General features: G+C 53.5%; 10 protein-coding genes and 1 tRNA gene. 3 read left to right on the forward strand and 8 right to left on the reverse strand.

Annotated features, from left to right (window positions below):
- Positions 1 to 47: 47 nt before the first annotated feature.
- Together RID21_RS19375 and RID21_RS19380 are read left to right on the forward strand one after the other, a co-directional pair.
- Positions 48 to 740: a GntR family transcriptional regulator gene (locus RID21_RS19375; RefSeq protein WP_350191696.1), complete on the forward strand. Its 693-nt coding sequence runs from the start codon at positions 48 to 50 to the stop codon at positions 738 to 740.
- Positions 741 to 972: 232 nt separating this feature from the next.
- Positions 973 to 1,047 (forward strand) — tRNA-Pro (locus RID21_RS19380).
- 336 nt (positions 1,048 to 1,383) lie between these two features.
- On the opposite strand, the gene RID21_RS19385 is transcribed toward RID21_RS19380, so the two are convergent.
- Entirely contained in the window at positions 1,384 to 2,235 is an 852-nt protein-coding gene (locus RID21_RS19385; protein WP_350191698.1) for a DUF429 domain-containing protein, read from the reverse strand.
- A gap of 49 nt (positions 2,236 to 2,284) precedes the next feature.
- Between RID21_RS19385 and RID21_RS19390 the strand changes: the two genes are divergently transcribed.
- A complete protein-coding gene (locus RID21_RS19390) occupies positions 2,285 to 3,076 on the forward strand; it encodes an FtsK/SpoIIIE domain-containing protein (protein ID WP_350191700.1) in 792 nt (263 codons plus the stop codon).
- A 659-nt stretch (positions 3,077 to 3,735) separates the two neighbouring features.
- Here the strand turns inward: RID21_RS19390 and RID21_RS19395 are convergent.
- Genes RID21_RS19395 through RID21_RS19425 form a run of 7 tightly spaced genes read right to left on the reverse strand, consistent with a single transcriptional unit; the run spans position 3,736 to position 13,484 of the window.
- Positions 3,736 to 6,642: a type I restriction endonuclease subunit R gene (locus RID21_RS19395; protein ID WP_350191702.1), complete on the reverse strand. Its 2,907-nt coding sequence runs from the start codon at positions 6,640 to 6,642 to the stop codon at positions 3,736 to 3,738.
- Entirely contained in the window at positions 6,639 to 8,567 is a 1,929-nt protein-coding gene (locus RID21_RS19400) for an RNA/DNA-binding domain-containing protein (protein WP_350191704.1), read from the reverse strand. Before RID21_RS19400 ends, RID21_RS19395 begins: the two co-directional genes overlap by 4 nt.
- Positions 8,557 to 8,757, reverse strand: a complete 201-nt coding sequence (locus RID21_RS19405) for a hypothetical protein (RefSeq protein WP_350191706.1) — start codon at positions 8,755 to 8,757, stop codon at positions 8,557 to 8,559. Before RID21_RS19405 ends, RID21_RS19400 begins: the two co-directional genes overlap by 11 nt.
- Positions 8,747 to 9,943, reverse strand: a complete 1,197-nt coding sequence (locus RID21_RS19410) for a restriction endonuclease subunit S (RefSeq protein WP_350191744.1) — start codon at positions 9,941 to 9,943, stop codon at positions 8,747 to 8,749. Before RID21_RS19410 ends, RID21_RS19405 begins: the two co-directional genes overlap by 11 nt.
- A 58-nt stretch (positions 9,944 to 10,001) precedes the next feature.
- Positions 10,002 to 11,507, reverse strand: coding sequence for a type I restriction-modification system subunit M (locus RID21_RS19415; RefSeq protein ID WP_350191708.1), 1,506 nt, complete (start codon positions 11,505 to 11,507; stop codon positions 10,002 to 10,004).
- 16 nt (positions 11,508 to 11,523) lie between these two features.
- Positions 11,524 to 11,988 (reverse strand): hypothetical protein, encoded by a 465-nt coding sequence (locus RID21_RS19420; RefSeq protein WP_350191710.1) that lies wholly within the window; start codon positions 11,986 to 11,988, stop codon positions 11,524 to 11,526.
- Positions 11,988 to 13,484 carry a type I restriction-modification system subunit M gene (locus RID21_RS19425; RefSeq protein ID WP_350191712.1) on the reverse strand — a complete coding sequence of 499 codons (1,497 nt, stop codon included), beginning with the start codon at positions 13,482 to 13,484 and terminating at the stop codon, positions 11,988 to 11,990. The genes RID21_RS19420 and RID21_RS19425 overlap by 1 nt, the downstream gene beginning before the upstream one ends.
- Positions 13,485 to 13,604 lie beyond the last annotated feature (120 nt).

Genomic DNA, 13,604 nt, shown 5'->3' on the forward strand with positions numbered 1-13,604 from the left:
TTGTTACATGACCGAAAAGTAAATTTAATTTCAAAGAGTAAAAGTGAATGGCTGCAGTTGTTTCAAAAGAGTTAATGCACGGCTCCCGTCGCCAGACCCTGGTTCAGCAGGTTCTGCTCAAGTTTTTTCAGGGTGAATACCAGCCCAACCAGCGGATGACGGTCCAGTCCCTCGCTCGCGAATGGAACGTCAGTGCCACCCCCGTCCGCGAGGCGCTCGTCGAACTGGAAGGCATCGGCATCGTCGAAATCTATCCCAACCGGGGCGCCGTCCTGCGGAACTTCGGTGCCAGGGAACTTCGTGAAATCTGTCAGGTCCGCCGCATCCTCGAGAGTGAAGCCGCCCGCTGTGCCTGCGGCCACATCACACCCCACGAACTCGCCCAGCTGGAACAGATCTTTACTGAGCTTTCCACGGCCAAGCGGACCGTGGCCTGGTCGGAAAAGACCCAGGAATGGGACGACTACCTGCACGAACTGATTTACCGCGCCTGTGACAGCGAACGGCTCGTGCTCGAAATCAGCCGCTACAAAGCCCTGCATCGCACACTCAGACAGGTCCGTCACAACAAACGGCAGAACGTCAAAGACTACGACCGTATGGAAGAAAATGCAGAGCACCTCCGCATCGTCCAGGCCCTCGCCTCCGGAGATCCGGAAGCAGCCGCCCGGGCAATGAACGATCACCTCGCCCAGACCCCCATTGGCCTGGTCCGCGATCTGTTCGAACAAGAGGCATAAAGGGTGAGAAAGCCTGTTCCCACCCATTTATCAGGCGAAAACAGCGTCCATTTGGTGTTCGCGGGAATTTCATTAAAGATCTGCCCGCTGAATGCTGATCTAGTCTTAAATATTCGTGTCATTTCCGTTGGAATCCTTCCAACCGATTCAGCTGGCCTATTTTATGAAGAGAATAGTGAGAACCATTGACGGCTTCTCCGTGTCTCTCTAAACTGTGCCACTGATCCAATGACGGGGCGTAGCTCAGCTTGGCTAGAGCGCTTGCTTTGGGAGCAAGAGGTCGCACGTTCGAATCGTGTCGCCCCGACTTTTAAACCCTTGTTGAAACAGGGTTTACGGAATCGAAAACTGGTCCACTATCTGCCAAATAGTAGTGGTCCAGTACGTGGTCCGTTATTCTGTAATTTTCTGTGTAAGATTACACCCTCTGAAACGCCCAGGATCGCTTCTCTAGCCCCTCGATCAAAAACATGGGCTTTTTCCGGCATTCTGCCTTAAATCGCTCCTGAGAGCCTCTCAGGAGGCACATCTGTGCTAATTACCTCACGCGACACACACAGTGCTGCTCATGGATCGGAGTACGGATTCACTTGATCAGCAGCAAAGAGCGCAATTGCAAATGTCCGTGATTTTATAGAGAGAGCTAGCGAAGGACGAGAATGTGGCCCTCCGCACCAACATGAGCTGGATCGATGCCTGCCTCAATCCAACCCAGTGTTTCGTTTTTCTCGTGGGCCCACGCTGTCAGTGCAGCCAGCCAAGCATCGAAAGTGTGATCGGATTCAATGACTTCTTCGGGAGGAATTACCGGAAGCAACTCGCGGGGAGTCTGGCCCATCCAGGCCGGATTGGATTGGAGCAGATCATAGATGATACGACGGTTTCCAGCTGCCTCCAAATTATTTCCCTTGTAGCCGGCAACAACATTCAAGGTCTCATTCGTCACCACCGTCGAATCACTTCGATATAAGCGTTCTATGGCGGAATAGAGGAACATCCGGGGGTGCGCCTCAATGATGAGACCTTCGCCACGGCGTGCAGCGCTGGCAGCGGCGAGCCGCTGATTCGGTTTCGCATCAGGAGCGATTTGTTGTAACAACCAGGCTAGACAGGCTGGTACGATTTGCAATCCGGCTGCAGATTGCACATGTGAACCGCCGTTGAAGTAGCTTGCCCTCGGATACTGTTCTCTCTCGGCGTTACTGCGTGCGCGCCAAAGCTGATTGGTTTGATACATGGTAGCATGGTTACGCAACCAGCGTTCGGTTTCCCGCGTCTTATAACCGTCGCCGCCTAGATCCGGAGGCAGGTGGCCTTGAACGAGCTGTGTGAGACCCCATGACACGCCTAATGGGCAATCTATGGCCCGCCGCTGGATGTCCTCAGGCTTGTTTGGTCCAGTCAACAGCACTTGGAGTGCCTGGCTGTCATCGGAAACATAGCAACGGCCAAGATTCGCCTGAATATGAGCAAAGTCGATTCCTTCGTAGATCACTTGGATTCTCCGCATTTCAGTTATCTGGCTCCTGTCCCCGACTCATAAAATGGAGACGGTATCTCCGGTTATAGCCGGTGCACATGTCTGCAAACTTATTCCGTGCGGTTTAGCACTTCATATTCGTCGTGTTGGTCCTCTGGTAGGGGCAACTGGTAGTGGTAAAAGTAGCTTCCTCAGAGCCGTCATTCTTAGCCTTGCTCTGCAATACACACCAAACGAAGTAACCATCAGCATTCTAGACCCCAAAGGCCTCGACTTCGGAGCCTACATCAAACTTCCCCATGTAGGAGCAAACCGTTCTGTCGATGAACCTGAAGCCTGCATCGAGTATCTCAATAAGATTCTCGAGCACGAAATGCCCGCACGCAAAGCAGCACTCCGTAAGAGCGGCTACCCCAGCGTTCAACAACACAACGAGGAAGCCGTCGCCGAGGATTATGACACAATCCCACACCACGTCATAATCATCGACGAATACGCTGATCTTAGCATGAGCGCCGGGAAAGCCGCCTCCGAATTAGAGCAAAACGTGTGTCGTCTCGCCCAAGTGGGGAGAGCCTTCGGGTACAGTATAATCCTTGCCACCCAACGCCCAAGCGTCGATATCGTCAGCGGTAAAATCAAAGCCAACTTCCCCTGTCGTATTAGCTTCAGACTCCCCACTAGAAACGACAGTCAAGTCATCCTTGACGAAGCCGGCGCGGAAGACCTTCTCGGAAATGGGGATGCAATAGTCAAGTCGAGCAGCAGTGGACTTCGGGTTCAAGGTTACTACGTTCCTACCGCCGAGGAGATGGCTATAATAGCACACCTCACTTCCACACGGCCGATCATTTGAAGAGTTTCTCTACCGTTGAAGTGTGAGCTATGTACAACTTCATTTAAAACTTTAAGTAGGATTATTTTAGATCTTGATTTATCATCGAACGTAAAAGTGCTTTTGGAAATCGCCAAAGCAAAAAGTTGGACTCTACCTAGCTGACAAATAGGTGGGACTGGTGTAAAAATGTCTGGGTAAGTAGAGGTTGCCACAACTCACCACTGTGGCATCAGAACCCCAAAATATTTGAGCAGGCAATACATCTTCAAACCAGTGTCATGAGCCTTGGAGATGCACCTGCACGACAAAGATGGTCTATAGCTTCGAGATGTGCATGCAAATGAGGCCCACCTGGATGCGAGAATGCCGCAACGAAAGTAGACCCACCGTAGCTGATTCCGCATGGTGTAGTGATTTGAACTGCATCTCCCTCTGCGGAGATGCGGAGGGCGTCGCAAAGTCAATGTGCTGATTCTGGTTATCCAGGATCAGCAGATCGAGTTGTGCGATCTGCTTTTTCAGGCGGATTCACCGCAGCGATCAGTTGCATGCTGACAAACCGACTATGAATCTCGATTAAATACTCAGGAAAAATCGGTTATAAGAACTCCTAAAAAGTACTTTTGAACTCCTTCAAACAGGCTACTTTCGGTTCTTCAACACGACTGGGCGTGTCCTCAATAATACTGCCGGATATACCCATACGCCCGGTCGAATAGTTCCTGGTCTTTATGCAGCTTGTATTTCAATAGTGTTTTTCGCAGAGCCTTTTGTACGTCACGCTCACCAGCAGACGTATTTTGCCAGCCGGGAAAGCGGACAACGCGAACAATATCGTCTATGTCTTTGACAATCCGCTCCACAATCACTGGCGTGTCTTCGGTCTTTACTTCCGTGAACAGTTCCGTGAGTGCAGCGATGGCCTTATCCTGCTCCTCCTCTGGATCGACTTGCTGTTCCGCCTCGACCATGTCTTTAGCCAGTTCCAACAGCTGCTTGAGAAACTGTTTACTGTCGATCAGACCTTTTTCGTGGCGATCTTTGATCTTCTCCAGCCGTTCACCCAGATCGACGAACTTGGGATCGCCAGCATGTTTTCTGAGCCGGGCGATCAACTGTATTGCCAGCTTCTTGCCTTTCTTGCCAGGGTCTGGTGCGCCGAGCACGCTTTCTAGTACCTCGGCATCCATGACAAGTGTTTCGATGTCGTCCTGAACTGTGTCGAGTTCGGTATTCTGATGAATCAGATCGATGGTTTTGGCGCCCAGTACATGCCACAGCAACTTGCCATTCCCACTAGGCGGTTTGACGGATTCATAAATCTGCGTCAACCAGCGGTAATCTGCTTCATAAAGTGACAGGCTCGGATCTGGTGATAATGCCTCCCAGATACGACCGAGCAGCGAGTATTCCGCAGCAAAGGCGTCTCTCTTTTCGTTATCGGGTAGGCAATCCTGAGCGGCAATCAAGCCTTCGTACCCACCCACGGTGCGATCAACGTTCGGGAAGAAAGTTAGACACTTGGCGACCTGCTTAGGCAGGTCCTTCTTTACTTCATCCAGATTTGTGATGATCTGCTGGACTGCTTTCTCATCAAAGTCCAATGCCTGGGCTACATCATCGAAGATACCAATGTAATCGACTATCAAGCCATGAGTCTTGATGGGATAGATACGGTTAGTGCGGCAGATCGCTTGCAGGAGGTTGTGATCCCGCATTGGTTTGTCGAGATACATTACCTGCAGAATTGGTGCATCGAAACCGGTCAGAAGTTTGGATGTGACGATCAGATACTTCAGTGGATCGCCTGGATCGCGGAACCGGTCGAGTAACTTCTCTTCTTCATCTCGTGATCTTTGATGGACTTTCCAATCGTCGGGATCTCCCTGAGTGACGTGCATCACGATAGCGCTGCAATCCGGGTCACCTGTGATGTCGTCCATCGCATCTTTGTAGAGCACGCAGCACTCGCGGTCGAAGGTCACCACCTGGGCCTTGAAACCGTTCGGCTCGACCTTGGACTGATAGTGATCGACGATGTGCTCCACCACGCCCCGCACCCGTTCGGGCGATTTGACCAGCACGGCCATCTTGGCGGCGCGTTTGGCGAGGTCATCCCGGTCCTGTTCGCTCAGGTCCCCAGTGATTTGCTTGTACGCATCATCAATCGCGTCCTTATCGATCTTCAGTTTAATCTCGGGTGACTCGAAGTGCAGCGGAAGCGTAGCCTTGTCGCGGATCGACTCCTGGAATGTATACCGGCTGAGGTAACCTTTCTCATCTTCATCAGCTCCGAACGCCCAGAAGGTGTTCTTGTCGGCTCGGTTGATCGGTGTGCCAGTGAGACCGAATAGAAAAGCATTTGGCAGGGCCTCCCGCATTTTGCGGCCGAGGTCGCCTTCCTGGGTGCGGTGTGCTTCGTCCACCATCACGATGACATTCTTGCGCGAGTTAAGCACTCCCTCTGCTTCGCCGAACTTGTGAATCGTGGTGATTATGACCTTCCGCACATCCTGGGAGAGCAGAGTCTGAAGCTCCTCGCGGCTCTCCGCCTTGATCATGTTCGGCACGTCAGCGGCGTTGAATGTGGCAGTGATTTGCGTGTCGAGGTCGATCCGGTCGACCACAATCAACACGGTCGGATTGCCGAGCACTGGGTGCATCCGCAGTTTCTGCGAGGTGAAGACCATCAGCAGCGATTTACCGGACCCCTGAAAATGCCAGATCAGCCCCTTTTTGATTTGGCCCTCGACAACCCGTTTGACGATGAGGTTGGTACCTTCGTACTGCTGATAGCGGCAGATGATCTTGATTCGGCAGTGTTTCTTGTCGGTGGCGAAGATCGTGAAGTTTTGCAGGATGTCGAGTACCACCTCGGGACGCAGGATGCTGGTGACCGACTTCCGCACATCGGCCAGCGAGCCTTCCTGCTGATTATCGGAATCTCGCCACGGTCCCCAGATATCGAGCGGCATCCGCACCGAACCATAGCGTAAGGCTTTGCCCTCGGTGGCGAAGCTGAAGACGTTCGGCACGAACATCGCCGGCACGCTTTCTTCGTAGTCGTCGTGAACCTGGCTGGCACCATCCACCCAGGTCACCGCCGGCCGCACGGGCGTCTTGGCTTCGCCGATGATGATCGGCAGTCCATTGACCAGTAGCACCACATCGAACCGCTTTTCCAACTGGCCGACCTTGTACGTCCACTGGTTGCAGACGACCAGCTCATTGTTGGAGGGAGTCTCGAAATCGACCAAACGGACGGTGGTGTGTTCTCCGTTCGGCCCGAAGGGCATCGTCTTGTCGCCCTTGATCCATTCGGCCAGGGCCTCGTTGGACCGGACGAGCCCGTCGTTCTGCACGGACAGCAAAATCGCCCGCAGCTTGTAAATCACCTCATCGGCGCGATCCGGCTGCTCGGCGATCTCGGGGTTGAGTTTGATCAGTGCCTGACGCATTGACGATTCAACAAAGACATCCGAAGCCTGCCGCGACAGCGATGGCCCGGCCGCATAGGTCCAGCCGTTCGACACAGCGGCATCGAGGACCATTTGTTCGACCGTATTGGCTTCATTGAACGTCATTCAAACAGCTCCTTTTGTTCTGGAACCACGCTCCGATACGCCTGCTTAGGATGATTGGGATCATCCGGGTATTTCCTCGCAAGCAACTTTTTCTCAAGCATCGGTTTCAGATAACTTTTGAGAACACGGGCCTGATTACGTTGCACGAGTTCGGCGATGTCACGACCTGTGAGCTCTCGAACTCGGCACAGATTCAAAATGACACTCTGCATTTTCTTGGGAGCCAATCGCTTATTTTCACGTGCATCGGACGCGATCTTCAGCAATACGGGGTCTTGATCCGGCAAGTACGTGGCAGTGGCGTCTTCAGTTGCGCCCGGAGTATTCTCGCTTGCGCCCCGACCTGCTCCTTCTGCGCCCAGAGCTAAGTCCTTTGCGCTCGGAGCCGAAGGTTCGGACAGTCTCCTAAGGCGTTCAGACCACCTGTACGTCGCTCCTCGCCCGTGTCCATCCCGCTCCAGGAGGTCGCTGCTGACCAAATTCTTCAATAGTTTGGTCAAATCCGATGGATGGCGTTCGGTCAACGATTGCAAACGAAAGTTGGACACCGAACCTTCGATGTCGGCAGTCACCAGTGCTTGGACTTCATCTGCATTCAGGCGTTGCAACTCGTCGCCGATGATGCGACGAATTTTTTCGACGGCGGAATCAGGAAGTAGACTCACCATTGGCATCGTGACGGTCACGCGGTCGGGGCGGTGCTGTTCTGCCAAGGTCGGCACACGCCAGCGGACGCTTTTCCATCCTTCCCGAATCTTGTCGATCCCAGAACCGGCCTTTTCACCAAGCCCGATCAGAGTGAACATGGTTTGCAGTGTCTCATTACGACATTCACTCACGCTGCCACGAACAAGCTGCTCGAAGGAAACCAAGAGGTTCCCCGGATCAGAAAACTCCAGCCGATCGAAGTGATGTTCCATCACGATCCCGCCCTGACCGCGATAGTCGGCGTGTATCAGGCAGTTCACCATCGCTTCCCGGACTGCTTCGTGAACGAGAGTATCATCGCGCCGCACGATCACCGCATTGCCAAGTTCCGGGTCCGGCTCCTTTTGGTAGCCGAACGGAATTTTCAACCCTTCTGTCAATCGGGGATAGACTCGAAAGAAAAACTGAAACAGATTGCAGTTCCAGGTCCCGTCCTGCCAGACACGGTCGACCCAACGAACATTGGGGTCTTCGCTGCGGCGGTCGCGATAGTCGAGCTGAAACCGAATCCCGGATGCCGGGTCTTTGATTGCTTGTTCTTTCCCGAACATCAGCAGTCCTGCGACCGTCAATCCCTCCTCACCAGTATTACGGTCTTTTCGCAGGCCGCCGATCTTGCGAAGGAAGCCGGACACGTCTTCATTCAGCCAGGGGTGAGTTTCATCACGCGAGCGAAAGCGGTTGCGATAGGCCTGGAGTGACTCCATGTGAATGTCATCCATTCCAAATTGTGGCAGCACTCGCGAATCGGCCGACTGTTCTTCTGCATCCGACATCATCCGACGCACTTCGTTCTCGTCGCAACGATAATCGCCCTCGTGATACCGGCGGTAGGTCCCTGTCAGCGGATTCGGAGCGAGGAACACAGGTCGTTGATGACGATCAGCTCGCGGGACCTCAATAACCAGCACGTCATCACCTTCAATAGGCACGACGCGCACGCTCTCATTTCGCAGCAGATTATGGCTGACGTGACCCTTGTTATTGACATTGTTCCAAAAGTCTTGTCGTATCTTCTCGGCGTCGTCGAGTCCCTGGATCTCGAATCGGTTTCCGCCGCGTTGTTTCACACCAAGAACAATGATACCGCCATCGGTATTTGCAAAAGCGCTGTACGTTTCCCACAGAGACTTCGGCATACCACCGCGAGCCGACTTGAACTCGATCTCGTGGTCTTCACCCAGCGTCAATGCTTCGAGCAGGCGATCAGTATCCACGGCCACCTCCGCAGGACATTGGCTGGTCAGCGATCTCGGGGTTGAGTTTGATCAGAGCCTGGCGCAATGGCGATTCAACAAAGATATCCGAAGCCTGACGCAAAAGCGATGGCCCTGTCACATAGGTCCGGCCGTTTGATACACAGACATCAACAACAATTTGTTCGACGGTGTTGGCTTCATTGAACATGGCCAGGGGGCTCCGATAACCACATGTGCAATAGTCTGTTGCGCATGTCGATGATACGTGTGACGTGGCTTAGTGCTTGATTACGCGTTCTTTCAGCAGCCATGAAATAGTCCGCAATCTCTTGTTGTTCATCGAGTGAGGGAACAGGGAGCTGTGTCCCTTCAACATCAAATCTGCTTATGTGGGGAAGATCAGTTCCCTGCTGAACACGTTGCAGCTGCCACTTGAACGATACTGAGTGAATAAACGCCCAGAGGTAATCAGCGTCGAGATCGGCAGAGAGCTGAAAACGTCCTACGCGCTGCAAAAGCAGTGCAGGCAAGTCGTCGTCGCTTATCCGCGCAATCTTGAATCCACTACCGACAAATGGGCGGTCCATTGCAATGACAATGTCGCCCGACTCTAACACGTACTCTGCGACTTCTTGACGACGAGCCGTAGACCAATACCGCGTATCTTCCTCTGCCCAGTTGAAGCTGTTCACGCCTACGTTCGAGCAGCGAAGGAGTCGGTCACCACTTGTGGCGAACTCTGCGCTCTTGAACGGAAAACCTGATTGAAGTTTGCAGCAATCACCAAGTCGACGAAGCGATTCCTTTGCGCGGAGTTCGGCCTGAGTGGGGGTTACCTTGAATCGAAGTGGGTCGATTGGGAAGAATGTATTGGATAGCACGCGGAGCATTTTCCATGTGTCATCCGCCACTGAGAGAAAGGATTCAGCCGTTTCTACGACAGCCCGAAGTATACAAGCGATTCGCTTCTGCTCATCAATAGGTGGGAGGGAAAACTTCTGTATGCGTAGTGTTTTCCAGTTGATCGTGGGCGAAAGTGAGCCGACCGAGATGTCTACGGCTCGATCCATGAACATGTCACTCTGCATGAAGAAGGGTAAGAACTCAGGGACAATGAAATCTGCTTTGGCACGCAATACCATTGCATGGGCAGAACAGATGCCAGCACGGTCGGCAACTGCGAGCTTACGTTGATAGGCACGACGTTTGCCGAAGATAACGTCGCCTTTCTGGAATCCTAGCTTCTGTCCGATGACATCGTCTGGGGTTCCCCATCGACGAATCTTCAGCGACTCGGGGTCGAGATGCTCCAGTCCGACATAGACTCCCAAGTCTGTTTCCGCCGGATTAACGCGATCATTGACGTTTCGTGCGATCTCATCAAAACGAACCATCCGCCAGCCTTCGGGCAGCTTGCCATTGTCGGAAATGGATTCGATTGTGGTATCTGATTTAGTCGCCAAGCCCCGCCTCCTCTAAAGTCGTGAACAACGCATCCATCGACTGCCGCAACTCACGCGAGCTGGTCTGCCAACTCTCGATCGCCTCGTCCAATGACGGTCCCTGATCCATCTCACGGTTACCGTTCGTCGACTCGGGACGAACGTAGAGAGGGATACTCAGATTGTGCTGCTGGCTGCGAATTTCATCGAGCGTAACCAGCCGCGAAAATCCCTCCTGGTCTTCATCGCTGTTGTACGCCGAGACGATGCGTTGAATGTGGTCATCGGTCAGGAAACTTTGAGCCCGCTCGCGAGTGACTTCGCCCACCGCATTGATGAACTGAATCTTGCCTCTCCGTCTCTTGGGTTTCTTCATCCGGCAGACGACGACGCAGGCTTCCATTGGCGAGTTGTAGAACAGGTTCGGCCCCAGCCCGAGCACGCAGTCGATCACATCGTGCTCGACCAGCTTTTTTCGCATCTCGGTTTCTTCGTTGCGGAACAGCACACCGTGCGGAAATAGGATCGCACAGCGGCCGGACTTGGATTCGAGGCTTTGAATGATGTGTTGCCAGAAGGCGTAGTCGGCTCGGCCTTGTGGCGGGGTGCCGTAGATGTTACGTCCCCAAGGATCGGCACTGAACGCGGCCCGATCCCATTGCTTGATGGAATACGGTGGATTGGCCAGACACACATCAAACTGTTGCAGCCGATCGCCGCTGACAAACTGTGGGCTGCCCAGCGTATCGGCCCGTTGAATCTGAAAGTCCTCGATACCATGCAGGAAGCAGTTCATCCGGGCGATGGCGGAGGTCATCAAGTTTCGCTCCTGCCCGAAAAGTTTGAGCATCCGCCATTCCTTGTTCTGCCGCCGCAGATGGGTCACGCATGACAGCAACATGCCGCCGCTGCCGCAGGTCGGATCGTAAATCGACTCGCCCGCCTGTGGTTGGAGCAACTCGGTCATCAGATGTACGACAGTGCGGTTCGTGTAAAACTCGGCTGCCGTGTGCCCCGAATCGTCGGCAAACTTCTTGATCAAGTATTCGTAACCAACGCCGAGTTCATCCTCGGGACAGTTGGCCACCGACAGCATGAGCTTGCTGAAATGCTCGATCAGTTCCTTGAGCATGTGATCCGGCAACCGATCCTTGTTGGTCCACTGAGCATCCCCAAAAATGCCAAACAGCTTTTGCGGGTTCGCCGTCTCGATGGACCGCATCGCATCCTGAAGCGCCTTGCCGACGTTCTTGCTGACCTGCCGAGTCTGCGACCAGTGAGCGTCCTCGGGAATTTGAAACCGGTGATTCTCCGGGAACAGAGCATACTGCTCGTCACCGCCGGATTCCTCCAGTGCCAACGCGACTTCCTCGTCATAGACATCGCACAGCCGTTTGTAGAACAGTAGCGGGAAAATGAACTGCTTGTAATCCCCCGCGTCGATGTACCCGCGCAGCAATACCGCCGCGCCCCAGAGATAGCTTTCGAGTTGAGATTGGGTGATGTGTTTGTTCATTCGATCTAACTATGAGTCACGACAAGAGCGCAACTTTGGTGTTGCGAAGTGCGACGTATTCTTGGGACGTTCGTATCGTCTGAATCCTTTTCTCGTTGTCTTGAGGAAACACTTCAACGATCATTAGTTTGTCAATGTCTTCGTTTTGCAGTACCAGCCACCATTCCGGCACTGGAGTTCCGTTCTCGAAACCGTCCTCATCACCACCTGGAATAAAGGGAGCACGAACAACTGAGTCTGGAGAAGTGGGTGGTTCGATAACGTAGGCAGCAAGAATCGGATCACCAGTTTTGTGTCCACCCCAGCCAGTCCAACCCCCCGGCGAGTGACTAAAAAACGTGGGTTCTGAATACTCAACAAGCTCCAAGCGTCCATTTTTACTGCTGTGAAACCAGCAGCCTTGAAATCGCGCTGGAACTTCATTGGCCGCTTGGAGCGCTAATGCTTCTTCGGCAGTTCCGTTCAATGATTGTCTGGGCATCAAACTAATCCATCCTTACCAAGAAGTTCTTTCAATCGATCCTCGGCTTCATACGCTTGTTCCAAACTGGTCTTCAGGTTTGCCATGGCCTCCGCGACGCTGATAGCCTCCTCCTCAACAACCGGCTCGACGTAGCGTGGAATGTTGAGGTTGAAGTTGTTCTCCTTGATTTCATCCAGCGAGACCAGCCGTGCGACGCCTTCGACGTCTTCGTGGGCTTCGTACCACTGATAGATTTGATCGACGTGCTCGGGTAGCAGTTCGTTTTGAGCACGGCCTTTCTTGAACTCGCGGGAGGCGTCAATGATGAGCACTTTTTTGCGGTACTTGGCCGGTTTGCGTTGCCGGAAGACCATGATGCACGCGGCCAGCCCGGTGCCGTAGAACAGGTTTTGCCCAAGGCCGATGACGGCATCGAGGCTGTCCATGCCGAGTAGCTTCTTGCGAATCTTCCCTTCGGCCCCCATGCGGAACAGTGCTCCGTGCGGAAGCACAACGGCCATGCGGCCCGATTTGGGAGCCATTGACATGATCATGTGCTGAACCCAGGCGTAGTCGCCGCTCTTGGCTGGGGGCATCCCGGCGAAGTTGCGGCCGTAAGGATCGCTGGTCCAAACGTCATCGCCCCACTTTTCGAGCGAGAAGGGCGGATTGGCGATCACGCAATCAAACGTGGCAAGGCTATCGCCAGTGTGGAAGGCCGGCTGTCGGAGGGTGTCGCCGCGCACAACCTGGAAGTCTTCCACGCCATGCAGGAACAGATTCATGCGGGCGATGGCCGAAGTGGTCAGATTCTTCTCCTGGCCGAACAGTTTTCCCCAGAGGGTTTTGATGTTGCCACCCGCCTCGCGAACGTGATGAATCGCCTCGATCAGCATACCTCCGGTCCCGCAGGCCGGATCATAGATCGTTTCGCTTTCACGGGGATCGAGGATACGAGCCATCAGGTTGACCACGCTTCGTGGGGTGTAAAACTCCCCCGCCTTTTTATTGGTGGCGTCAGCGAACTTCTTGATCAGGTACTCATAGGACTGTCCGAGTACATCGGCGCGGGCGGCTTTGTTGCCTAGCGGTAACTTGGAGAAGTGTTCGATCAGGTCGCAGAGCAACGCATCGGATAGACGGTCTTTGTTGGTCCATTGAGCGTCGCCGAAAATGCCGTACAGCGTATCGGGGTTGGCTTTCTCGATTTCGCGCATCGCCCGTCCCAGGGCTTTGCCGACGTTGGTGGTCTTTTTGCGGACATCGTCCCAGTGGCAATCGTCCGGAATTTGAAAGCGGTGGTTCTCTGGGAACAGGGCGTATTGTCGATCCCCGTCTGATTCTTCCAGGGCATCAGCAAGTTCTTCATCGTAGACATCGGAGATACGCTTGAAAAAGAGTAGCGGGAAGATGAACGTTTTGAAATCAGCAGCGTCAACTGGTCCACGAAGAATGTTTGCGGCTTCCCAGAGGTGATTCGACAGTTGATTCAGTTCCAGCCCGTCTTCGCTCATAAATTGCTTCACTTAGCTTGCTTACTGTATGATAATGTGGATGAAGATTTCTCAATCTCACCTAGAAACGTATTCAAATCTTGTCTTATGAACACTCAATATCCATTGGCAGGATTTCGG

It is taken from the genome of Gimesia sp. (genome assembly GCF_040219335.1).
In the GTDB taxonomy this organism is placed as follows: Bacteria; Planctomycetota; Planctomycetia; order Planctomycetales; family Planctomycetaceae; genus Gimesia.

Bases quoted from the DNA above. Each gene is read 5' to 3' on its own strand.
- RID21_RS19375 (WP_350191696.1), top strand. From the start codon at position 48: ATGGCTGCAGTTGTTTCAAAAGAGTTAATGCACGGCTCCCGTCGCCAG.
- RID21_RS19390 (WP_350191700.1), top strand. From the start codon at position 2,285: ATGGAGACGGTATCTCCGGTTATAGCCGGTGCACATGTCTGCAAACTT.
- RID21_RS19395 (WP_350191702.1), bottom strand. From the start codon at position 6,642: ATGACGTTCAATGAAGCCAATACGGTCGAACAAATGGTCCTCGATGCC.
- RID21_RS19405 (WP_350191706.1), bottom strand. From the start codon at position 8,757: ATGTTCAATGAAGCCAACACCGTCGAACAAATTGTTGTTGATGTCTGT.
- RID21_RS19410 (WP_350191744.1), bottom strand. From the start codon at position 9,943: ATGGTTCGTTTTGATGAGATCGCACGAAACGTCAATGATCGCGTTAAT.
- RID21_RS19415 (WP_350191708.1), bottom strand. From the start codon at position 11,507: ATGAACAAACACATCACCCAATCTCAACTCGAAAGCTATCTCTGGGGC.
- RID21_RS19420 (WP_350191710.1), bottom strand. From the start codon at position 11,988: ATGCCCAGACAATCATTGAACGGAACTGCCGAAGAAGCATTAGCGCTC.
- RID21_RS19425 (WP_350191712.1), bottom strand. From the start codon at position 13,484: ATGAGCGAAGACGGGCTGGAACTGAATCAACTGTCGAATCACCTCTGG.